Raw genomic sequence first — 24,852 nt, 5'->3', positions numbered from 1 at the left:
TTTATTATAATAGATAGATAGTTTGTCTGTCTAGAATTATTTACAGAATTTTTTAAACTACTTTTATAGACAAGCAACTTAATGCTCTGATAATGGATATTTTATCAGTGTAATAATAATTATGGGGCTAACTCTTCTGTTGCTTACTTGCCTGTTTATTTGCTACTATTATCTATAGAATACTTAGGAGGCTAACATTTTATGATTCGAAATTTAGACGAGAGGGTTGGCTACCAAATCGGTGTTGCTGCACACCTTATCCAAAATACTTATAATCACAAGCTATCAGAATATGATTTAACGGTTGCACAAGCAAAAGTACTTTATATGTTAGTAAACTATGGCGAACAACTACAATCTGAATTACAAAATCGCCTTTTTATTAAAGGGTCGACGATGAATGGAATCATTGACTCAATGCTGAAAAAGCAGTTAATAGAAAAGAATGATAGTAAAACTGATCGACGTTCGAAAATTATTACCTTAACAGAAAAAGGAAAAATTCTTGAAGAAAAGTTATGGTTGAGTACCAAGGCTATGGAAATCGAACTAATGAAAGGCTTTTCAAATGAAGAAAAGCAATTATTGTTGGCTTGGTTAAAGAGAATTACAGAAAATTTCAAAAAATAGGTAATGAACCAACAAGATTCATAAAAGGAGAATAATATAATGCAAGAAAAACTTCAAAGTGAGCGCCTCGGAACTGAACCTATACCAAAGCTGCTTAGGAATTTATCGGTTCCTGCAGTCATTGGCATGTTTGTTATGGCGCTTTATAATGTCATAGACACCATCTTCATTTCTTACGCAGTAGGCATTTCTGCCGTAGCCGGATTAACTATATCATTTCCTGTACTAATGATTATTATGGCAATTTCAGCTGCAATTGGCGTTGGGGGAGCATCCGTTATATCTAGAAAGCTAGGCGCCAAAAAAATTGGAGAAGCTAATCAAGTCTTTGGAAATATAATAACAATGATCCTTTTTATTAGTCTGATCGGCTTTATTGGTGGCTTTACCTTATTAAAGCCAACGCTAGTTTTGTTTGGTGCTACATCAGATATTCTTAACTATGCATATGAATATATGTTTCCACTAATGCTTGGAACATTTTTCTTTTCATTTGGTTTTTCAACGAATAGTATTGTACGTTCTGAAGGAAATGCAAAATTTGCAATGAATTTAATGATTATTTCATCAGTACTAAATATTATTTTAGATGCTATTTTTATTTTAGGCTTTGGGATGGGGATTCGTGGTGCAGCATACGCTACACTTCTTGCACAAGCAGTAATAGCCATTATTACACTTCAATACTTTTTATCTGGAAAAAGCTCGCTTTCCATTACGGTCACTACTCTTAAACCGAAGTTCATAATAATGAAAGAAGTACTTTCTGTTGGTCTTCCTGCTTTTATGCAGCAAGCTGCTGGAAGTATTATGATGATTTCTATTAACGCAATGTTAATTCGTTTTGGTACTGAATTTCACGTAGGATTATATGGAATTATTCAACGGATCTCAATGCTTATGTTAATGCCTCTTTTGGGGATTATGCAAGGAATGCAACCAATTATTGGCTATAACCTCGGTGCAAATAATTTTTCTCGTTTAAAACAAACCGTATTACTCGGTTTAAAGGTTGCTACTCTTTTAGCAACAGCTATATTTCTCATTATGATGAGTTTCCCAAAATTATTTATAACCATATTCTCATCCGACCCTACGGTTATTGATTCTGGTACTGATGCAATACGCATCTTATTTGCGGCTTCCTTCTTCATTGGTGTTCCTATTGTTTGTGGGGGTATCTTCCAAGCACTCGGGAAAGTAAAAGAAGCGTTAATCTTATCAATGTCTAGACAATTTTTATTCTTAATACCATTAGTATTAATATTACCTCATTTTATCGGTGTAAATGGTGTTTGGATGGCATTCCCAATATCTGACGCTCTAGCATTTTTCTTATCAGGTTTCCTACTTTATCGAAACCGGAAGTTAATTCTTCATGAAGATGAAATACAGGAAGTAGTCCCCTTTGAAGGAAAGGTTTCAACAACATCACAATAAGAAACACAACGGTGGCTGTTGACGTGCTGAAGATGGTATATGCCATTATTGACATATACCTTTATGCTTAGGGGACGGTCTCAAATTTTTCACAACCTCCCTCGGCATACCTCCTACAATACTCTAGCTCAACCTTTTTTATTTTCGGAGGAAGCGCAAGTGCCTAGACATCATTCCAAACTTCATAATTTTATAATTTCTATAAAGCTGAACTTCAATCAGTGGGGTTTTTCCTTCATCCCCCACTGATTGTTAGTTCAACTTATACCACGGGCATAAGAATAACTAATCATCAGCTTCACTGATGAAAGTTATTCTATATCGGACCTTTAGGGGCAGTTTATCCCCCACCTAAACTTCTCGATTTTCTTACGTTTTGAGGTGGGGGTCTTACTTGCCCCTTAAGAGTGGGATAAAAAAGCTAATCAGGAGTAATATACTCTTGATTAGCTTTTGTTACATCTATTATTCTTTTATGAAAAATTTAATGACCGCTACAATATTTCGTGCCGTATTTTTCACATTTTCATAACCTTTTTCAAGAGCTTCTTCTAGAGAAACTATCCCTGGTACGACACTAAACAAAGCGTCGATTCCGTAATCATACACATTTTTGTAATCGTTCGTTAAGCTTCCAGCGATTGCTATTACCGGGACACCATGTTTTTTTGCCGTTAAAGCTACACACGTTGGAGTTTTTCCGTGAATAGTTTGATGATTGATTCCACCTTCACCAGTAATAACTAAATCAGCATCACGAACTTCCTCTTCTAACCTTGTTGCTTCAATAACTAAATCTCCACCTCTTTTTAATTCTGAAGAGAGAAAAGCAAGTAATCCTGCTCCCAGTCCTCCAGCTGCACCAGCACCTGGGACATGTTCGATACTTTTTCCTAAATCACGTTCAATAATTCTAGCATAAATAGCTAAATTTTCATCCAATAATTCGATTTGCTCTGGCGTTGCCCCTTTTTGTGGACCGTAAATAGCAGAAGCACCCTTTGGTCCAGTTAATGGATTATCAACATCACAAGCTACTTCAATGGTTACCTCTTTCAAACGAGGATCTAGAGTTGACACATCAATACGAGCGAGCTTCTCTAGACCAGCACCTCCTAAAGGTATTTGCTTTCCTTCATTGTCTAATAATTTCCCACCTAGGGCTTGAACCATTCCAGCACCACCATCATTTGTAGCACTACCACCAATACCAATAATTATTTTTTCCACACCTTTGTCTAGAGCTTCAATAATTAATTCACCTGTTCCCCAAGTAGTTGTATTCATTGGGTTTCTTTTTTCAAAGGGAACTAAGTGAATTCCAGATGCAGAGGCCATTTCAATCGCTGCTGTTTTTCCATCGCCTAACAAACCATAAAAAGCTTCAACTTTATTTCCCAATGGACCAATTACAGAAACTTTTTCAATAAACCCACCTGTAGCATCTACCAAAGATTGAACCGTTCCCTCACCACCATCAGCCATTGGAATCTTAACATAATTGGCATTTGGTAATAATTCACTTAAACCTTCTTCAATTGCATTTGCAACCTCTAACGCTGTTAAACTCTCTTTAAATGAATCTGGTGCAATAACAACCTTCATTAAAAACTCCCCCTTCTATAAAAACAACTTAAAGACACCGAAAATTAATGTTGATACAATAGCAATTGTTAACCCTACCACTGATTCATAAGGGATGAGCTTCAAACGTCCCTGAAAACTCATCAAAACGCTACCCGCTGTTGCATGGAAGAAGCTTCCGAGTGGTAAATGATCTAGTACAGTAGCACCTGCATGAATCATTGCCGCACCAGCAAGTCCAGCAACTCCTAATTCAAGCAAGGTTGTACTAAATACGCTACTTGCAACTGCAGCACCAGCTGTTGTTGAAACAGTTGCTGCTGACATAAAAATACCTGATACTGGTGCCAGTGCGTAAGATGGTAAACCAAGTAAGTCAATTCCATCGATCAACACATTTCGTAACCCTGAGTTTGAAATAATTCCAGCCAAAGTCCCTGTTCCTAATAACAGTACCCTTGTTTGTTAATTTTTTCGCAATAATATAAGTTACGATTAAACCGAAATCCCTGGGATACATGCTTCCTATAAGTATCTTGTAACCAATCAGAAGCTTCACTTAAGTTTACCAATAATAGGGGATGCATCGTGAAACTTAACACCATTCTTTGAAAGGTGAATAATTTTAAAGTCATCACGGACATTTGAGAATAGTAAGGCTTTAATTCCTAATTTTCCAAGCGTTAATCCAGAAACTACTTTTAGTACTAATGGCAGGATCTGAGTCTAGTAAATTAGAATGATAAAAAAGTTGAGACAAGCACCCATTTAACATTTGTATAATGTCCTGTTCTAGTAATCTGAAATCGATTGCAGAAGAATCGAAAAAATATAACGTTGTAACATGATTTATTTTTACATCATTTGCGTTTCTTTGTAAACGCTTTTTAAAAAGTTATTTTGAATCGATTTCATTTTATTTTTTCATTTATCACTCTCATTTCTAACGATTGTTTGAATAATAAGATTCAGAAAACACTAGGAGCTAGTTGATCCATAAAAAACAACTATTTCTACCCGTATTTTTAGAGAAAATGGAAAGGGATTATATTTACTCAATTAAAAGCTACCCAAATTACAAGAAGAGCTCCCAGTTTTTTAAAACTATTTTCTAAAAACTTATTCCTTTTCAAGATATTTCAATGTTTACATTTGTACCACATGATTCTCTAATCATTAAATTATCTTTTAAAACAAATTTTTTCTTTTGAATACTTTCACCATTAATTATCTTTAATAATAATTCCATAGCTTTTATACCAATTTCATATTTAGGTTGGTCTATTGTAGTAATATTCGGCTCATATAAAGAAGACATTTTAATATTATCAAAGCCAACGATGGCTATATCTTTCGGAACCTCTAATCCACTATCCTTTACAGCTTTAATTGCCCCAATAGCCATTTCATCATTAAATGTAAAAACAGCAGTAGGCGGACTTTCCAATGCTAATAGTTTTAGCATTTGATTATATCCGGAATCGATACTGAAGTCACCTTCTTGAATATAAGCTGAATCAATCTCTAAATCATGACTTAGTAACGCTTGTTGATAACCTCTTAGTCGGTCACGGCTAAGCACGACATTAATTGGGCCTGTGATATGTCCAATCTTCTTGTGACCAAGCGTTAATAAGTGTTCAGTTGCTTTTCTAGCACTACTAACGTTATCAATAGATACAGTAGGAACATTTAGCCCATCCATGTATTCACAGGCAAGTACCATTGGAAATTCATTAGAAATCGCTTCAAGTTTTTCTTTATCAATACGAGCGGTCAAGAGAATCATACCATCAACTTGTTTTTGATGAAGCAAATTAATATATTCTTCTTCCCTATTTATATTATTTTGTGTATCCCCTAGAATTACTTGGTAACCACTATTAATAGCAACATGCTCTATCCCTCGTAGTACTTCTGAAAAAAACGGGCTTGTAATATCTGGAACTACTACAAGTAAAATTTTAGTTGCCTTTGTTCTAAATTGTCTTGCAACAATATGAGGTCGATAATTTACTTTTTTGATAACCTCTAACACTCGCTCTCTTGTTTCTTTGCTAACCATATCTGGCTGTGTAAGAACTCGTGAGACAGTAGAAGGAGATACGTTTGCTAATTTTGCCACATCACTCATTTTCATAAAATTTATTCACCTACTTTCGTTCTAAGATGCAATATTATGAACTGATTATTTAATATATATTTATTTCTTTTATTGTATCGAAAATAAGCCTAGCTCATAATTATTATTTTATATATTTTAAAGAAAACGATTTCATTAGTTTTTTCAAAAAATCGTTTCTTTAATTATATATTACCATGAAAATGAAATAATTTTAGAGTTTTTTTAGTTTCTACCTAAAATTATTATACTTTATGATGATATAAAAACGGATTTCAACTCATTTACCTAGTATCATTTTGATAATGAAAAGGGATGTCTTATAGTAAGACATCGCCATAATCCTTATGCTTTGTTACTTGATTGAAATTCTCTCATTTTACTTTTAACAGTTGCCACGATTGCTTCTTTCCCAGGTGTTAAAATCGTTCATTAATTACCAAATGGGAAATACTCAATTAGATATTATACTATTTTTTGAGATTCTTAAATCATTTTTTCAAAGTTAGTAAAGTTCAAGAAAATACCTTTACTAAGTATTTCCAATGCATAGGTTTCCATTGTTGTAATAAAAAGTAATGTCCAGATAAGAAAAGCTCTCTTACAATCATTGGTTATGCCCTCTTTTTCAAGACACAATAAAACTCCCCTATGAGTTTTTCGTTTAATCAGAGAGGCTATTATTTTTATCTTTATGCAAACCTTGATATCTTGTAATAAAAAATAGCCAGTGTGTTAGTTTTAAAAAACGAAACACACTGGTTATTCATTGAAAGAAACCGAGAATAATGATTTAGTTCTGGATCTAATAAACAATACCCTTAAACTGTAACTTAACGTTAGTTAAAGTTTCTGCCTCAATTTGATCTTTGATCTTTTTTGCCTTAAATAGGGCATCCATCATCCCGTTTGCCTCAATTTTATATTCTTTATGTTGGTTGGTATTATGGGCTATATTGTAGAAAAAGATATATTGTTTCATAATAAAATACCTCCTTCATGAATAAGTTTTTAATTATTATTCTCTTATCCTATAATCCTTATACCTTGTGAAAATGTTTTTTCTTAACTTAATCTTATATAATATTAATTATACTTTCCAGTATTTAGTCAGATAGCTTTTCATACTTTTTGTGTGTATTAGAAAAAAGTAAGGTGTTTTACAAAGCTTTAAAACACCTTACTCACCAAATAATTGCATCAGAAACATTTAACACATCATAAAAACAATTTCTTAAATACTCTTTTTCCAATCAGTCGCAAATTTCTCAAGTCCTTCATCCGTCAGTGGATGTTTTGATAACTGGTCTATTACAGAATAAGGAATATTTGCAATATGAGCACCTACCAATGCCACACGAGTTACATGATCTGGGTGACGAACGGAAGCGGCAATAATTTGTGCATCTAGTTGATGAACTCGGAATAATTCCGCAATTTTGGAGACTAATTGAACTCCGTCTTCAGAAATGTCATCTAATCTCCCTGAAAATGGAGATACATATGTAGCTCCTGCTCGGGCAGCTAATAATGCTTGGTTTACAGTGAAGATTAATGTAACGTTTGTTTTTACACCCTTTTTTGAAAGGTAACGACAAGCTTCCAACCCATCAATTGTCATAGGAAGTTTTATCGTTATTTTATCGTCTCCACCATTAATTTTTATAAGCTCTTCTGCTTGTGCGATCATTTCTTTAGCCGTTACAGCATCTGGAGTAACTTCTGCAGAAACAGATTCAACTTCAGGTACTGATTGGCAAATTTCCTCAATACGGTCTTCGAATTTAACTCCTTCTTTTGCTACTAAGGAAGGATTAGTTGTAACGCCTGATAAAACACCAATTTTATTAGCTTTAATTATGTCTTCAAGGTTAGCTGTATCAATGAAAAATTTCATAAAAATTACCCCAAAATTTTTATAGTTAAAAAGTCTTGTTTCCATAAATGATTTTCAAAATGCAGATTTTACGTAACTAAGATTTTATATCGAACTAACTCGGTACAATCTCAACTAGATTTAGTTAAGATCGATGGATTAAAGGGATTAGGATTTCAATTATATTCATTAATTAATTTATTAAAAATCTTAGATCCTTATTTTGTTAAAATATTGTAGTTCTAAAAGCAGGTTACAAATGAGTATGATAAAGTGTAAGACCACTTACTTCTAAGGAGGCGATTTCGTGTCAACATGGATAGGAATTATTCTACTCATAGCCATAATTTTTGTGTTTTCTGTACTGTACACAAGAACTAAGAAGTCTAGCTCTAATGTTGAAGAAGGTCCAGAAATAATTTGTAAAAACTGTCAACATGTAATACCAAAAGGTTACACAAAATCACTATGTCCTCACTGCAATAAATTGCTAGTTTAATAAACTACCAAAAATCTTACCTTATCTTTATATGCAGAATACTCAAGGCTTTTATATACAAAAATTAATCTTTTACACGAAAAGCGCTCAGCTCACAATTGAGCGCTTTTCGTTGATTAAGAATAACTGAGTGAACTCGTTCTAGCTTCGCTAGAACATCGGAAATTCAGATGGAGTCTCAACTCCACTTGAATGGAAGTTCCCACCTACGCTACGCTTAAAGGTAGGGGACTATGACCCTGAAATACAAATCAGTTTTGATTAACACGCACATACTAGTTTCATCCTTACTAACAATATTTTCATTTGTAAAAGCAAATTATCTTTTACGGAAGCTCTTTAAGCCCTCATTTATTTCTTTTGTTTGTTTATAAACCTCTTTATACCATTTATTAAGTTCTTGATACCTTTCAACGTTTTCTAAAATCGGCTCATAAACATTTTCTTCTGCCGTAAAGATACTGGCACATTCTTGTAATGAACCGAACCAACCAGCTCCGTAAGCCGCTAACATTGAAGCACCTACTGCTGGGCCTTGCTCGCTAGATAGCTTCACAATTTTAGCATTAAAGACATCTGCTTGTATTTGTAGCCAAGTCTCATTCTTTGCACCACCACCGATAGAAATGATTGTATCGATAGTCTTACCACTCTCTCTAAAAATTTCGATCGATTCATTTAGTGAGAACGTAATTCCTTCTATTACTGCTCTTGCAAAATCAATACGTTTATGAGAAGCGTCCATCCCAATAAAGCTTGCGCGAATCGTGGCATCAGCGTATGGTGTTCTCTCTCCCACTAAATATGGTGTGAAAAGAAGCCCATTTGCCCCGATTGGCACTTCACCAAGTCCCTCTAACAGAGAATCAAACGCCTCATTGGAGGCAAATGTATCTTGAAACCAACTTAAACTATAACCTGCTGCTAACCTTACTCCCATCATGTAAAATGCATTTTCTTGCCCATGGTTAAAATAATGGACTTTGCCAGCAAAATCACGATCTTTTGTTTCTTCATAAGAACTACACCTAAGTTCCGATACTACAAAAGGTTTTCCCTTCTGATAAAATAGAAGTCCCAATTGCACCGCAAGCATTGTCGGCTTCACCAGCAAATACTTTTGTTAACTAATGCTTCATTTATTACTCTGCTAACGGACACAGAAGACCTTATTTTACCGATTTGAGCAAATTTTTGGAGCTATCGGACATGAGGTACGTTATTTCACGAAAATCTGCTATGTTTGGTACTAAATTTAGTAGATAACGAACCTGGTGTCCGTTACCCATTCTAAAATACCCCTTTGTTCACAAATAACGGCTCTCTTGTCCGATAGAGTTAATATAAAACAACATCGCTTATTACACTAAAGCTCTTCGTTTCTTGAATAAGTTGCATATCTATGGTTTCACCCATTACATTAGTCATAAAAGATATAATTTTCAGTTTATTCACCGGAAACGCTGATAAGATATAGTATAGTAGTAGCACATGTAAATAAATATTGGGAGAATGATGATGCATGAATAAATTTCATCATTATTTTTAGCAATGGTGATGATTATCGCTCTGTCGGACAAGTCTTCGCAAATACTGAAGTAGATTGTTTTTGTGATGATTTAGCGGATATCGACATCAAGCAGATATTTCTAAAATGAGATCATTCTGTAAATTAATAGAGTACTTGGTCAACTGAACCGATCAAAAACAAATTGCCATTCGCTTTTGCTCGGTTTTCTTTCTATTTATGCGCGATAACACCTCTCTTATGCGCGTTTCTCTTTTTCTACGTAATACAACCAAAACAGCGTCTTTACTTAGTACGATAATCCTTAATATACTGTTGAAAGTCCCATTCTTTTAAAAACTCCTGCGCCGACTTCCTTCCCAATTCTACTAAGTGAAGTTTTTGTTTTTTTGAAATTCGAAAATCTGTAGCACCAACTTCAATTTTTGAAATAAAAACGGTTCGAACCGCGCCATCCTTTTCAATATACTGTTTATCATGAGCCTCAAGCATCGTACGGATGATTGCTAAAGCTTTTGTCACTGGTCCTCTAATTTTGGTCTTTTCATTCAATAATTTAGGCCCAGACAATCGATAACCAATCGTTGGCCAACGTGGTATTCCTTCAATATCAAAAATCCAAATTGGATAATTACTAAGAATCCCACCATCAACAATTGTATAACCCTTTATTTCCTCTGGTACAAAAAAGAACGGGATTGAACTACTCATCTTTACAGCTTTGGAAATCGGAAAAGTGTCTGGATCTATTCCATAAAACGGGAGATCGTCAGGTAAGATCGTCATTCTGTTTCTAGAAATATCCGCAATGACAATTTTCAGCTTCCCTTCTGGCAAATCACCAAATGTCGTTTTCCCTTTCTTTTTTAACGCTTGTTCCATCCATTTTTCCAAAACCGTTAACTTATATATCCCATTTTTGAATGTTAAACTTACCATTGGACCAACTAGTGGGATTTTACTAAGCCATGTTTTTTGTTCAATCTCTTCGAACGGAAATTTGATCATTAAGTCTTTTATTTCTGAAGAACTATACCCCACTGCTAGTAAAGCTGCTACGATTGAGCCAGCTGAAGTTCCTGCAAGCCGTTCCCATTTGTAACCCTCTTCTTCAAATACAGAAATTGCACCTATATGAGCTAGGCCTTTAATCCCACCACCTTCAAAGACACCGTCAACTTTCATGAGGCCATCTCCCTTCTACTTTATTTTACATTTTATTAAGTAAAGAGGATGTACTATACCTGACAGTTAGGTAGTATGGTAAAAATATACCGAAATAAAGCCAACATCGCTTCTCTACAATGTTGGCTCTATAATTAAATGTTATTCAGCATACAATCTCCACATGACACTTTGGAAATCACCTTGTCTATAAGGAATGTTTATACCTACATTCATTAATTCCTCACCATAGTAAGACTCTCCAAGTTCAACAACTGTATATTTTTTGTTTGGATCTAACCCTTTAAGCTTCACCGTTATAAATGGCATGTTTGCTTCGTCTAATACTTTGAAATGGGCAAATACAGCTTTGTTTTTACCCTCGGAAACAAATGTCCAAGCTGTTTCGTTCCCTTCAAACGGGCTAGAAATTCGATAAAAATCACCAAATTGGATAACCGGACGAATTTCTTTATAGAAATTCACTTGTTCTTTCACGATTTCTTGTTCTTCTTCAGAAAGTTTTGTTAGATCAAGTTCATAGCCTAAGTTTCCTGACATCGCTACATGACCTCGAATATCTAACGATGTAATCCGCTGTACTTGATGATTAGGAACATCAGATACATGTGATCCCATTGAACTGATCGGATACACTAAACTAGTTCCATATTGAATTTTCAAACGAGAAATGGCATCGGTATTATCGCTCGTCCATGTTTGTGGCATGTAATACAACATTCCTGGATCAAAACGACCACCACCACCTGAACAACTTTCAAATAATATATGTGGAAATTTCATTGTTAGCTCTTCCATTACTTGATACACACCTAGCATAAAACGGTGAGCTACTTCTCTTTGTCTTTCTGGTGGTAAAGCTGCTGACCCTGCCTCAGTCATATGACGATTCATATCCCACTTCACGTATGTGATTGGCGAATTTGATAGAATTTCTGTCATCATCGCAACAATTTCATCACAAACTCCTTTTCTTGAGAAATCTAAGATTAACTGATTTCTTCCTTCTGAAAGTTTTCGATTTGGTACATGGATGCACCAATCAGGATGTTTTTTAAACAGTTCACTTTTTTCAGAAATCATTTCTGGTTCAAACCATAGACCGAACTCCATATTTGTTTCCGTAATGTCAGATGCAAGTGCATCTAGTCCATTTGGAAGTTTGTTTTTATCGACAAACCAATCACCTAGCGACGTACGATCATCATCACGTTTACCGAACCACCCATCATCTAAAACAAATAGTTCCATTCCAAGGTCTTTCCCTTTTTTAGCGAGGTCTTTGATTTTTTCTTCATTAAAATCAAAGTAAGTTGCTTCCCAGTTATTAATTAAGATTGGACGTTCTTTTTCTTTAAATTCACCACGACATAAACGCTCACGATAAAGCTTATGGAAGGTTCTAGACATGTCCCCTAATCCATTTGATGAGTAAACCATGACCACTTCTGGCGCTTGGAACGTTTGACCAGGTTGTAGGAGCCAAGAAAAATCAAATGGGTTAATTCCTACAGTTACACGAGAAGTAAAGATTTGATCTACTTCTACTGATGCTAGAAAATTTCCACTATATACGAAGTTGAAGCCATATGCATCACCATAATCTTCATTTGTATCTTTTCGAACTAATGCCATAAACGGATTTTGTTGGTGACTACTCGTGCCCCGACGACTTTCAATCGATTGAACCCCATTTCGAAGTCTTGTTCTTTCAATATGTCTTTCTCTTACATGAGCTCCGTAAAGAGTGATTAAATCATACTCGGAGTCTTGAAAATCGACATTCATACTAGCTACTTTTAATAGCTTTAGATCTTGATCTCCTCCATTTTCAAGACGTACAGAGCGCGTAATAACATCATAATTTTGAAACGTTGTATAAGATAAGATTACTTTTAAACCAATTAATTGATCTTCAAGAATTAATTCTAACGTGTCAGCCTCATCATCACTAACAACATAAGTTGCTGGTAGGCCCTCTAATTTCGGTTTTCCTTTTATGATATTGTGTGATACGTAACGAAGATCTGTTACTGTACTACCATTTTCTAATTGAATTTGATAGGCAGGCGAACGAAAATCGGTATTTCCATAGCCTGGATACTCTTGAGGAAGAGTATCCAAGGAAAAGGTTCTATCAGTAGCGGGCGCCGGATTCGCTGAAAAACCACGATCTAGAAATCTTACTTTATTTGCATGGTTATATTGTTTAATTTTTTTACCCCAATATTGATGAACTAAATATCCTTCGCCTAATACTTTCATGATATAGCTCGTATTTTTTGCTGTTAAATGAAATGTTTTGGTTTGTGTATCGAAAGTTATACCCATAATATCCTCCTCTTTTTTTATTTAATTGCTCCTTTTGTCACTCCACTAATGATCCATTTTTGTGCAAATAGATAAACGATAATCATCGGTAACAACGCTAATAAATAAGACGCAAACGCTAGGTTGAAATTTGTGCCAAATTGTGATTGGAATACGTATTGAACTAGCGGCAATGTGTGGTGACTTCTATCACTTAAGATAACTAATGGCAATAGGAAATCATTCCAAGCCCATAATGCTGTAAATATTCCAACTGTGGCATTCATTGGTGCGAGTAGCGGGAAAATAATTCTCCAAAATACTCCCCATCTACTACATCCATCTACAATCGCTGCTTCCTCAAGTTCTTTCGGGATAGCTTTGATGTATCCTACATATAAGAAGACGTTAAATGCCAACCCGTATACGATATAAAGAAAAATCAAACCTGTTGGATTTGTTAAATTAATCGCACTCATTTGTTTTACAATCGGTAACATGATGATTGGAAACGGTACAAACAAAGCACTTACAAAATAGTAATACAAAAACTTAAACGTTTTTTTATGTTGATTTCTCGCAATTGCATATGCAACCATTGAATTGGTTAGAAGCGTAAAAACGACCGCAAAAAATGTAATATAGAAACTGTTTTTAAACGCATTAAAGAAATTAGTCATTTCAATTGCAGTTGTAAAGTTTGCAAAATTTAACTGACTCGGTAGTGCTAAGATCGATTGAGCTGTTTCTTGTGGTGTTTTAAAAGCATTAACGACTGTAATATATATTGGAAAAAGAATGAGAATGGTTCCTATGATTAAGAGAGTTGTAACTTTCCAATTGATGCCATTACGATTCATTACATCTCAACCTCCCTTTTCTGTAATTGACGAATTTGAAAGACTGAAAATCCTACGATGACGATAAAGTAGATGACTGCATTTGCTGACTGGTAAGCAAATTCTCCACCTGTAAATCCACTACGATAAATTAAAATGGAAATCGATTCTGTTGCTCTACCAGGACCACCACCAGTAAGACCCATAATGTGATCAAATACCATTAGGAAGTTTTTCATCGCTAAAACCATATTTATGGTAAAGAACGGCGCAATTAATGGGAATGTAATTTTCCAAAATTCCTGCCATTTGTTTGCCCCATCTAAATTAGAAGCCTCATATAAATCATCTGAAATTGTACTAAGTCCAGCTAAATATAAAATGGTATTAAATGCCGCCGCTTGCCATACCGCTACAATAACTACCCCAACCCAAGCTAAATCTGGATTACCTAGAATACTAGATGCTAAAAAAGTAATTCCTAAATTTTGTGCAATTGTTGGTACAAAAATAGATAAAATATAATTAAAGATAAATCCGACAATTAAGATACTTAAAATATTCGGCATGAAATATACAGCACGTAAAGCACTTTTAAACTTAATTTTTGCATTTAATCCTAATGCAATCAAAAGACTAATAATATTAACTAAAACGGTTGAAACGATCGCAAACTTAATTGTAAAGAAATAAGCATCCAACGCCCTTCCATCTTTAAATACGTGAAAATAGTTTCTAAATCCAACAAACTCCCAGTCCCCATACCCTCTCCAGTTTGTAAAACTGTAAAATACACCTTGTAAAACAGGGAACGTATGAAAGGCAAAAAAGAGAATTAATGCTGGAAGAACCATGAGTAAGTAAACAGTTGAGGATTTTTTATTATTCATACTGTAGCCTCTCCTTTAGTAATAAAAATTCTTATAAACTTTCATTTTATTGACTTTAGTTTTACTTCTACCTTAAGGCCATAACATTCATGTTCATTCTTTCATGTACAAGTTAGGAATTCTTAAAGTAGAAGTAAAACATTTTTATAAGAAGGGGAAAGGTTCTTCCCCCTCTACGCTTAAACTATTGACGTGCTTTTACTTTGTCGTATTCGTTATCTAAGGTTTGTAGGAAGCTATCGACATCCTTATTAATTAACAACTCTTGTATTAAGTTATCAAAGCCCATACCTGGAAAGTAGTAGTGGTCAGCGAAGCTAGTAATTCTACCTTCTTCAAAGTTAGGACGTAAATCAACTACTGTCGGATCTTCTTGAATAACACCTTCTACAGCTGAAAACAGTTTTTGTTGATCAATATAGTATTGCATATTTTCTTCTTCTAAAAGGAAATCAATAAACTTCTTTGCTTCTTCAGGGTGTTTTGCATCAGCTGACATTGTAAGTAGGATATCTACACCTGAAACTAGACGATTTGCATCTGGATCATTTGTTGCTGGAAGGGCAAATGCACCAACTTCAATATCTGGGTTAGCATCTTTAATTTGACCAATTGCCCAAATTCCTTGCATGTACATAACAGACTCACCATTGGCAAAAGCGGCATTTCCTAAACCATAATTCGAACCAAAAACATCGTTATCTGTGTAGTCTAATAGCGTTAACATTTTTTCAGCAACTTCACGGTAACGCTCTGAAAAAGTAGTTTCACCAGCAGCAAGTTTGTCAAAGAAATCGTCTCCATGTAAATTTGATGCTAATGCATTCCATGGTGGAAGTACCGTCCAAGATTCACCATATGTTGAAAAGAATGGTGTTTCTCCAGCGGCTTCGATTTCTTCAGCTATTTCCATCAATTCATCCCATGTAGTCGGGATTTCTAAACCAAGCTCCTCAAATTTTGTTTTATTGTATAAAACTGTGTTTGCATTTGCAGAATGTGGTAATCCATGAATTCGATCAGAACCAGTAATTCTACCGATCATTTCAAAATAAGATGGAATGATTCTATCTACATTTTCATTTTCAGTAAAATCATACAGTACTCCTGCCCTAGCTAACTCTCCATAAGTCACGTTCCCATTAATACTCATAATCTCCGGGACATCGTTTTGAGTTAATCGAGACATTAATACCGTATCTGACTCAGGAACATTATTTTGAGTAATTTTAATATTCGGATTTTCCTCTTCAAACTTTTTAATCAAAGTATCAAATGTACCAACCGCTTCTTGTTTAAACTGAAAGAATTCTAAATTAACCGTTCCATCTGCACCACTTGCACCTTCTTGTTGTGTATCACCGGCACCACATCCAACTAATAAAGCTGCTGCAATAGAAAATGACATAATCGTTGTGAATATTTTTTTCATAGGTTTTTCCCCCTTAAAATTAATCGCTTTCATTTTTAAAAAATAAAATATGATTACTTCACGCCGTTTACATTAACTTACACCACCACCTTTCAGTATTAATTTTCTGGTTAAGTCTTTCCACCGCATGACTCTCTTATGATCAACTTTGTTGGTACAACGACTTTTAGAGGAACTTCTCTTCCTTTTATTCGCTCTAATAGCAAGTTCACTGCTGTCCGTCCCATTTGTTCACTATAAATCTTAAATGTTGTAAGAGGTGGGCTTACAAATGCAGCCATTTCAATATCATCAATACTAACAATCGCTACATCTCTTGGAACATGAATATTCGCTTCATGTAATGCTCGAATTGCACCGATGGCCATTGGGTCACTGGCAACAAAAAATGCTGTAGGCATATCTCCTTTTACTATGGCTTTTTTCATTACTTGATAGCCACTTAACGTTGACCAATCTCCTACATATATATCTTTCGAACTAAAAACCCCTTTCTTTTTCATCATAGTTTCATAGGTCTTTCTTCTAATTTCTTCACTACTTTCAACCTTTGTTAGACCGAAATCATCATTAAACCTTTGCTTGTATTCAACTCCACCTATAAAACCTATTTTTTTATGTCCTAACTTGAATAAGTACTCCATCACTTTCCTTGAACACTCTTCAAGATCACATATAATAGACTCATAGTTTTCTGAATTAGAATTGCTATTAACAAAAACAACATTTTGATTATGTTTGTATATTTTATCTAATTCATCTATATCTACATCACCTACAACGATTAATCCATCTAACGCTTCTAATGAATAATCATTAGAACTACCTCTTACACGAATTGTTTTTACTATTTCCAATTCTAAGTCAATACATTGCTTTTCTATCCCTTGACGGATAGATAGGAAGTAAGAGTCTTCGTACTCCTCTTCTTGACTACACCACATAACAACACCTATGTTCGCGCTTTCATTAAAGCTATTATTTTGAACATGCAGCTTTTTTTTAGAAGAATACTTAAGCTCTTTGGCAACATTTAAAATTCTTTGTCTTGTTTCTTCCATAACTGTAAGTGTTTCATCGTTGTTCAAGACTCTGGAAACTGTTGAAATGGAGACATTCGCTTCCTTCGCTATATCCTTAATCGTAGCCAATTTTTTCACCCAATCTTTCAATAACAAAACAAGTAAAGTTTTACCTTATATTTTACTCGTTTCTACGTGATAATTATAAGATAACAGAATAAGAATTCTATTTCAACACTTTTTTTACTAATAGATAAAGTTTTCAAAAACGCCAACAACACTAGAAAAACACTACGTATCAAATCATTCAAAGGAAAGGGTACAAATATACACAAACAAAAATACAAGTAAAATTTTTACCGATATTTTTGTTTGTAAAAAGTTTTATATAGCCAATGTTAGTAAAAACACAAAAAAAACAAGCTATAATAATAGCCTGTTTTTTTGTAGATTTTGCTTATTTTTAATCAAACTGATTTGTTCTTAAGGGTCAGAGATCGCCACCTCTAAGCGTAGCGTAGGTGGGGACTTCCATTCAAGTGGAGTTGAGACTCCATCTGAATTTTCGATGTTCTAGCGTAGCTAAAACGAGTTCTCTTTGCCCATGATAATACTTATACAAAAGTTATTGGTTACCACCGCATGAATCCCTTACAATTAACTTCGTAGGAACAACAACTTTAAGAGGAATAGTTCTGCCTTCTATTCTCTCCTGAAGTAAGTTGACTGCTGACCTACCCATTTGTTCGCTATAAATTTTCACTGTCGTAAGTGGTGGACTTACAAAACCCGCCATATCAATATCATCGATACTAACAACTGATACTTCTTCTGGCACTTTTATACTTGACTCATGTAAAGCTCTTAGAGCACCAATGGCCATCGGATCACTAGCTACAAAAAAAGCCGTCGGTATGTTACCTTTTTCGATTGCGTTTTTCATCATTTGATAACCACTTGCGGTTGTCCAGCTACCTATGTAAATATTTTTTTCATCTAATAATCCATTCTTATTCATTATTGCTTCATAAGTTTTCCTTCTAATTTCTTCACTACTTTCTCTCTTATCAAGCATTTTTTCATCGTTAAACTTTTGCTTGTATTCAACTCCACCTATAAACCCGATTTTTTTATGCCCTAAATGAAATAAGTAGTTCATGATCTCTTCAGAGCATTCTTTGAGATCACAAATAACTGCATCATATGTTGTCGGGTCTGGGTCATTATTAACAAAAACAATATTGGTATTCTGATTGTATACTTTCTTTAGATCGTCTAGATCTACATTTCCAACTGTAATAATCCCATCTAATTGATCAAACGAATAGTCTTTGGAGCTACTTCGTACACGTATTATTTTTGATAACTCTATCCCCTTTACTGAACACTGCTTTTCAATGCCTTCACGAATAGATAAAAAATAAGGATCATTAAATTCATCTTCTTGAGTCGCCCACATAACAACCCCGATGCTAACGCTTTCAGGTTGATTGTTATTTTGATTCCTTCTTTTAGGAGTATAATTAAGCTTTTTGGCAATAGCTAAAATTCTTTCTCTTGTTTCTTCCATTACTGTTAAAGTTTCATCATTATTCAAAACTCTAGAAACAGTTGAAATGGAGACATTCGCTTCTTTTGCAATATCTTTTATCGTAGCCAATTTCGTCACCACCTTTCATAGTAAAAAAAGCCTATTGAAATAATATATAATAATTTTAAACGAGAACGAATTCATATATATATTATGATAGTAAAAACCACTGTTGTAAACAACCTTTGTCCTCTATACAAAACCCCCCTTACTTAGCAACTTAGCAAGGGGGGTTTTGTATAATTAGTGATTTCGTACACTTTTTTCATTTAGGTACCTATAAAGAAAGCTCGACCTCAACTCCATAATGGTCAGATATAATCGGCTTATTTTTATGGTTAAAAATAACATTTGATTTTTCAACATTACATTGAAAATTTGAAAAAATATAGTCAATCCTTAAATCACGTTTATTCTTATCCCAACCAGCAATTTTCCCGATCACTGTTTTCCCACTATCTTTTTCTTTAGCTAAGTCAAAAGTGTCGTAATATCCATTAGCTAACATATAGTCATAACCTTCATCTTCAACAGAAGCATCACTATTAAAATCACCCAATAAGAAAACTTTTTCTGATTTTATTACATGTGAACATAATAAATCTAACTGTTTTTTTAGCGGTTCTTCTTCATCGCCCCACCATCCAAGATGACATGAATAAAAAGAAATTGGTTCATTATTGTAGGTAATTTTCGCCCCAACAATTTTTCTTGTTTTATGATATTTGGTGTTTTCCGACTGGGACACAAAGAATGAATATTCCTTCTCAATTTTGTGTTTCGTTAAAATTGCTAGTCCTTCTTCATATACTTCATATGCGAAATGAGAAAAGTCCCAAAAATAATTATATTCCTCTACACCAAGTTTTTTTAATTCATCTAATAATACGATCATGTAATTATCTTTTTTGACATTGCGATCTAATTGCTCTTCGTCGACTGACTGACTGACTTCTTGTAATGCGATCACATCATAGGAATTTTCTTTTATGGTTTTCGCTAAAGTCTTAATTTTTTCTAACTGTTCTTCCTCTTGCCATGCATGGCAATTTAATGTTAATAATTTCATTTCATTTAAGCCCCTATTCGGTCTTGAATATCTGATTTTAGAACATCTGCTTTCGGTCCATAAATAGCTTGAACTCCCTTATCTTTAACGATTAATCCTAAAGCTCCATTCTTTTTCCACTCTTGCTCTGATCCGACGAGGGCCGTATCTTTTACCGTTACACGAAGTCGAGTCATACACGCATCAACGTCAACAATATTATCTCGTCCTCCTAATAAAGCAATTATTGAATTAGCTAAAGAATGATCATTTTCATTTGAAGCAGTATTTACACCTTGTTCGTTTCCATCATCAATATAATTGCCCAGTCGTCCCGGGGTCGCATACTTAAATTTATTTATCATAAAATTAGCAACAACGTAGTTTAATACAAAAAAGACTATACAAGCAGCAAAAAAGTAGGCGTAATCTAACCATAATCCTGCTTTCATAATCATCGGTGTTCTTGTTAGTAATTCAATCATCCCCATAGAGTGAAGACGAATATCAATAAGATCAACAATAGCGAAAGCAAATCCAGTCATAATTGCATACACAACATAAAGAACAGGCGCAACAAACATAAACATAAATTCAATTGGTTCTGTAACACCAGTTAAAAATACTGCTAAACCTGCTGAAAAGAACATTGATTTATATTTTGTACGTTTGTCAGGATCAACATTGCGGTACATGGCAAATGCAACACCAATTAAAGCTGCAGTAGATAGAATCATTTGTCCTACTTTAAAACGCGCAGGAGTTACTTCATTTAACAGTTGATTATACCCCGCCAAATCTCCTACTGAACGTAGATTATTCAAATCAGAAATCCAGGCGAACCATAAAGGGTCTTGACCTGCAACTGTCTGCCCAGCATTAGCTCCAGATAATATCGTATAAGTACCTCCAAGTGGTGTAAAGTTCATCGGAATTGTTAACATATGATGTAAACCAAACGGAAGTAATAATCGTTCTACCGCACCAAAAATGAATGGTGCAAAAAACGGAGCTGTTTCTCTCGACGTTGCTACCCAACGTCCAAATGCATTTAAGTTCCCTTGAATGACTGGCCAAATAATTGACAATACTACAGCGGTTACAATTGACCATAAGATTACGACGAATGGAACAAAACGTTTACCGTTAAAGAAAGCTAGAGCTTGTGGTAGTTTATCATATTTATAATATTTATTAAATAGAGTCGCTCCCAAGAATCCGGAAATTATTCCAATAAATACGCCCATATTTAAGGCTGGCGCCCCTAATACATCCGTGAAAAAATCTTGTACAATAAGTTCACTACCAAAGAGCGAAGTAGCAGTGGCTTCAGAATCTCTTAACATACTATTATTAACACCAAAAATTGTACCAGTAACACGGTTGATGACGATAAAAGCAACTAGTGCGGCAAAAGCTCCACCAGCTCGCTCTTTTGCCCAAGATCCACCAATCGCTACAGCGAATAGAATATGCATGTTACTAATAACGGCCCAACCAATCCCTTCAATTACCGCAGCACTGGTTTGAACGAGACCTAAATCAACTTCAAACATAGCAATCATTTTACCAAGAGAAATCATAATCCCAGCGGCCGGCATAACAGCCACCACCACTATTAGTGCTTTACCAAATTTTTGCCAAAAATCAAACGATGTGATTTTCATTTTTTTCATCTCCCTTTATTTTTTGTTTAGCTTGAGCAAACGTTTGCGCTTAGTGGCAAGAAAAACCTTAGCTCCATAGTTCACGGAATGTCAAATGTCACTGGAATTTATTTATATCAGCTGTTATATCGCTTCCAAAAAGGACTGATAAGTTGAAGTGACCGAACTCGTGGGCGTAGGAGCTAGATAGCTTCCAAGTAGGAAATAAAGCTGAACTTCAATCAGTGGGGGTTTTCCTTCATCCCCCACTGATTGTTAGTTCAACTTATACCACGGGCATAAGAATAACTAATCATCAGCTTCACTGATGAAAGTTATTCTATATCGGACCTTTAGGGGCAGTTTATCCCCCACCTAAACTTCTCGATTTTCTTAAGTTTTGAGGTGGGGGTCTTACTTGCCCCTTAAGAGTGGGATAAATTAGTAAATATAATTATATTAATTTGTATACTCTAGCTTCATATGGTTTTAATAATATCTTATCGGATACAACTTGTACCTTATAATTGCTAATATATAATTCTTTTGATTTCTTATTTAAATCTGAAGGTAAGGTAATACTTGTTTCTTCACCATATAAATTAGTGATAATTAAAAATTGTTCATTTTCTAGGGTTCTAGTATAAGCATAGACTTGTTCATGTTCTTCTAAAATCAAATCATAACTTCCATAAATCAAAGCTTTTTCCTGTTTTCTTAGTTTTATAAGGTTTTTATAAAAATGATAAATTGAATAACTATCTTTTATCGCTTGTTCAACATTAATTTCTGTATAATTAGGATTTATTTTTAACCAAGGCTTACCTTCTGTAAAACCTGCATTTTCTTTATCGCTCCATTGCATTGGTGTTCGAGAATTATCACGACCATTTTTCCAAATAACTTCCATGATTTCTTGGTGTGATTTACCAGCTTCTCTTTCATTCTTATAGAGATTTTTAATAGCTACATCATTGTAATCTTCAATTGAAGAAAATTTTACATTTGTCATTCCAATTTCTTGTCCTTGATAAATGAACGGGGTCCCTTGCATAAGAAAGTACATCGTTGCCAGAGCTTTGGCTGATTTATCTCGATACATATCACTATTTCCCCAAGTAGAAACTGAACGAGGCTGATCATGGTTTTCCAAGAATAAAGCATTCCACCCTTTACCATCAAGTTCTTTTTGCCATTTTGTAAGAGTTTCTTTTAGACCAGCTAGATCTATACCTGTATCCGTACCTTTCCCCCACAAGTCTAGATGTTCAAATTGGAATACCATATTAAAATAACCATTTTCTTCACTTACCCATTCCTCTGCATGTTCTGCTTTGACTCCATTAGCTTCACCAACAGTCATAATGTCATATTTATCAAATGTTTCTTTTTTCAACTCTTTTAGAAAAACCTCGATCCCTTCTTGATTCATATGACCGTCTAATGATGGAACATACTTTAGTTTCTTTGGGTTTGGCAGATCTGGAAATCCAGCAACTTTTTTAATGTGAGAAATGGCATCGACGCGGAAACCATCAATCCCTTTATCTAACCACCAATTTATCATTTCATATAAGTCTTTTCGAACGGTTGGATTTGCCCAATTTAGATCTGGTTGTTTTCTTGAAAACACATGCATGAAATATTCTTCAGTATTCTCGTCATATTCCCAAGCAGAGCCGCCAAATATTGATTCCCAGTTATTTGGTTCATTATCTTTTTCACCAGGGTGCCAAATATAGTAATCTCTATATGGGTTTTCCTTTGAAGAACGCGACTCAATAAACCAAGGATGTTCATCTGATGTATGATTAATAACAAGGTCCATAATCAACTTCATATCTCGATTATGGACTTCAGCAAGTAGCTCATCAAAATCAGACATTGTTCCGAAATCAGACATAATTCCTTTATAGTCACTAATATCGTAACCGTTATCATCGTTAGGCGAACTATAAATAGGACAGATCCATATTACATCAATTCCTAGTTCTTTTAAATAATCAAGTTTCGAAATTACACCTTGAATATCACCAATTCCATCTCCGTTAGAATCCATAAAACTTCGTGGGTAAATTTGATATGCAATCGCTTCTTTCCACCAGGTTTTCTTCATCTTTTTTCCTCCAGTACTGTTAAACTCTCTATCTACTATCTTTCTTACACTAAAATACCACAGTATGCCACAAAGAGCAACCGTTTGCACTGAATGTTGTGAAAAAAATATTTGTCCCTTTTAAAAATTAGACACAGCTATTTAAAAGCTGTGTCATCATAAATGATACATACAAATTAAATTTTCGCTTTTTCCCAGTCAGCTGCAAATTTCTCAATTCCTTGATCTGTTAACGGATGTTTCGATAATTGCTCAATAACAGCGTATGGAATAGTTGCAATGTGAGCACCAGCCATAGCTACACGAGTTACATGGTCTGGGTGTCGTACCGAAGCAGCAATAATTTGAGAATCAAGTTGCTGAATACGGAATAACTCAGCAATTTTTGTTACTAATTGTACTCCATCTTCAGATATGTCATCAAGTCTTCCTAAAAACGGAGAAACATATGTAGCACCTGCACGCGCAGCTAAAAGCGCTTGGTTTACAGTAAAAATAAGTGTAACATTTGTTTTAACACCTTTTTTTGAGAGATATCGACATGCAGCTAATCCCTCAATTGTCATAGGAAGTTTAATCGTAATTTTTTCATCGCCACCGTTAATTTTTAAAAGTTCTTCTGCTTCTGCAATCATTTCTTCAGCAGTCACAGCATCAGGAGATACTTCTGCAGATACAGATTCAACTTCAGGAACAGATTGACAAATCTCCTCGATACGGTCTTCGAATTTAATCCCTTCTTTTGCAACTAGAGACGGGTTTGTTGTGACCCCAGATAAAACACCGATTTTGTTAGCTTTGATTATGTCTTCAAGGTTTGCAGTATCGATAAAAAATTTCATGAAATTATCCTCCATATCTTCTTTTATTTCATACTTTGATTAGACGTCAACCCAGAAAAAGATACATTTACATAATTTTAAGCGTTTCCAACTTTTTGGTATACTAATAGATTTTGAAAATTTCGAAATGGGTTAAATTAACAATAATATAAACTGATAACGTTGTCAATAAAGGGAATTTTCAAAGCTCATAGGCTGTTTGCGCTAGACAGTTTTCAAGTTAGAAATTTATAATTTCTTATCTTTGAACAA

Annotated in this window: 18 protein-coding genes and 2 pseudogenes; 3 read left to right on the top strand and 17 right to left on the bottom strand. The window is 34.6% G+C overall.

Translation table 11 applies throughout. The features are described from left to right. The first annotated feature begins 201 nt into the window (after positions 1-201). Both BKP45_RS16645 and BKP45_RS16640 read left to right on the top strand, forming a co-directional pair. On the top strand, positions 202-630 hold the full coding sequence (locus BKP45_RS16645; RefSeq protein WP_071389723.1) for a MarR family winged helix-turn-helix transcriptional regulator: 429 nt from the start codon (positions 202-204) through the stop codon (positions 628-630). Positions 631-669: 39 nt separating this feature from the next. After that, entirely contained in the window at positions 670-2,070 is a 1,401-nt protein-coding gene (locus BKP45_RS16640) for an MATE family efflux transporter (RefSeq protein WP_071389722.1), read from the top strand. Positions 2,071-2,535: 465 nt separating this feature from the next. Here BKP45_RS16640 and BKP45_RS16635 read toward each other — a convergent pair whose 3' ends face one another. The 5 genes and pseudogenes from BKP45_RS16635 to fsa (BKP45_RS16620) all read right to left on the bottom strand — a co-directional run bounded on the left by BKP45_RS16635 (position 2,536) and on the right by fsa (BKP45_RS16620) (position 7,673). Next, a complete protein-coding gene (locus BKP45_RS16635) occupies positions 2,536-3,675 on the bottom strand; it encodes a glycerate kinase (RefSeq protein ID WP_071389721.1) in 1,140 nt (379 codons plus the stop codon). 15 nt (positions 3,676-3,690) lie between these two features. Beyond that, a pseudogene (locus tag BKP45_RS16630) lies at positions 3,691-4,110 on the bottom strand (GntP family permease); the annotation flags it as partial. A gap of 673 nt (positions 4,111-4,783) precedes the next feature. Beyond that, positions 4,784-5,794 carry a LacI family DNA-binding transcriptional regulator gene (locus BKP45_RS16625; RefSeq protein WP_071389719.1) on the bottom strand — a complete coding sequence of 337 codons (1,011 nt, stop codon included), beginning with the start codon at positions 5,792-5,794 and terminating at the stop codon, positions 4,784-4,786. 787 nt (positions 5,795-6,581) lie between these two features. Next, a complete protein-coding gene (locus tag BKP45_RS22685; protein ID WP_169823150.1) occupies positions 6,582-6,758 on the bottom strand; it encodes a hypothetical protein in 177 nt (58 codons plus the stop codon). Between the two features lie 252 nt (positions 6,759-7,010). Beyond that, positions 7,011-7,673 (bottom strand): fructose-6-phosphate aldolase, encoded by a 663-nt coding sequence (gene fsa / locus BKP45_RS16620; RefSeq protein WP_071389718.1) that lies wholly within the window; start codon positions 7,671-7,673, stop codon positions 7,011-7,013. 286 nt (positions 7,674-7,959) lie between these two features. On the opposite strand from fsa (BKP45_RS16620), the gene BKP45_RS16615 reads away from it, so the two are divergent. After that, positions 7,960-8,151 carry a hypothetical protein gene (locus BKP45_RS16615; protein WP_071389717.1) on the top strand — a complete coding sequence of 64 codons (192 nt, stop codon included), beginning with the start codon at positions 7,960-7,962 and terminating at the stop codon, positions 8,149-8,151. Between the two features lie 319 nt (positions 8,152-8,470). Here the strand turns inward: BKP45_RS16615 and BKP45_RS16610 are convergent. From BKP45_RS16610 to fsa (BKP45_RS16555), 12 genes and pseudogenes are all read right to left on the bottom strand, one after another. Further along, positions 8,471-9,275 (bottom strand): annotated as a pseudogene (locus tag BKP45_RS16610) (FGGY-family carbohydrate kinase); the annotation flags it as partial. Positions 9,276-9,964: 689 nt separating this feature from the next. Then, a complete protein-coding gene (locus BKP45_RS16605) occupies positions 9,965-10,864 on the bottom strand; it encodes a patatin-like phospholipase family protein (protein WP_071389716.1) in 900 nt (299 codons plus the stop codon). Between the two features lie 141 nt (positions 10,865-11,005). Then, positions 11,006-13,195, bottom strand: a complete 2,190-nt coding sequence (locus BKP45_RS16600) for an alpha-galactosidase (RefSeq protein ID WP_071389715.1) — start codon at positions 13,193-13,195, stop codon at positions 11,006-11,008. 17 nt (positions 13,196-13,212) lie between these two features. Beyond that, complete coding sequence (locus tag BKP45_RS16595) at positions 13,213-14,034, bottom strand: carbohydrate ABC transporter permease (protein WP_071389714.1); 822 nt, start codon at positions 14,032-14,034, stop codon at positions 13,213-13,215. Then, the gene (locus tag BKP45_RS16590) at positions 14,034-14,903 is read right to left on the bottom strand and encodes a carbohydrate ABC transporter permease (RefSeq protein ID WP_071389713.1); all 870 of its coding nucleotides are present in this window, start codon (positions 14,901-14,903) and stop codon (positions 14,034-14,036) included. Before BKP45_RS16590 ends, BKP45_RS16595 begins: the two co-directional genes overlap by 1 nt. A 184-nt stretch (positions 14,904-15,087) precedes the next feature. Continuing rightward, entirely contained in the window at positions 15,088-16,335 is a 1,248-nt protein-coding gene (locus BKP45_RS16585) for an ABC transporter substrate-binding protein (protein ID WP_071389712.1), read from the bottom strand. 110 nt (positions 16,336-16,445) lie between these two features. After that, a complete protein-coding gene (locus tag BKP45_RS16580; RefSeq protein ID WP_071389711.1) occupies positions 16,446-17,486 on the bottom strand; it encodes a LacI family DNA-binding transcriptional regulator in 1,041 nt (346 codons plus the stop codon). A 496-nt stretch (positions 17,487-17,982) separates the two neighbouring features. After that, a complete protein-coding gene (locus BKP45_RS16575; RefSeq protein ID WP_071389710.1) occupies positions 17,983-19,017 on the bottom strand; it encodes a LacI family DNA-binding transcriptional regulator in 1,035 nt (344 codons plus the stop codon). A gap of 208 nt (positions 19,018-19,225) precedes the next feature. Continuing rightward, a complete protein-coding gene (locus BKP45_RS16570) occupies positions 19,226-20,017 on the bottom strand; it encodes an endonuclease/exonuclease/phosphatase family protein (RefSeq protein WP_071389709.1) in 792 nt (263 codons plus the stop codon). A gap of 5 nt (positions 20,018-20,022) precedes the next feature. Continuing rightward, positions 20,023-21,663, bottom strand: coding sequence for a PTS transporter subunit IIBC (locus tag BKP45_RS16565; RefSeq protein ID WP_071389708.1), 1,641 nt, complete (start codon positions 21,661-21,663; stop codon positions 20,023-20,025). A gap of 433 nt (positions 21,664-22,096) precedes the next feature. Beyond that, complete coding sequence (locus BKP45_RS16560) at positions 22,097-23,758, bottom strand: glycoside hydrolase family 13 protein (protein ID WP_071389707.1); 1,662 nt, start codon at positions 23,756-23,758, stop codon at positions 22,097-22,099. A 176-nt stretch (positions 23,759-23,934) separates the two neighbouring features. After that, positions 23,935-24,600 (bottom strand): fructose-6-phosphate aldolase, encoded by a 666-nt coding sequence (gene fsa / locus BKP45_RS16555; protein ID WP_071389706.1) that lies wholly within the window; start codon positions 24,598-24,600, stop codon positions 23,935-23,937. Positions 24,601-24,852: the final 252 nt, after the last annotated feature.

Source organism: Anaerobacillus alkalidiazotrophicus, from assembly GCF_001866055.1.
This window is presented reverse-complemented; position numbering and strand designations above follow the sequence as displayed.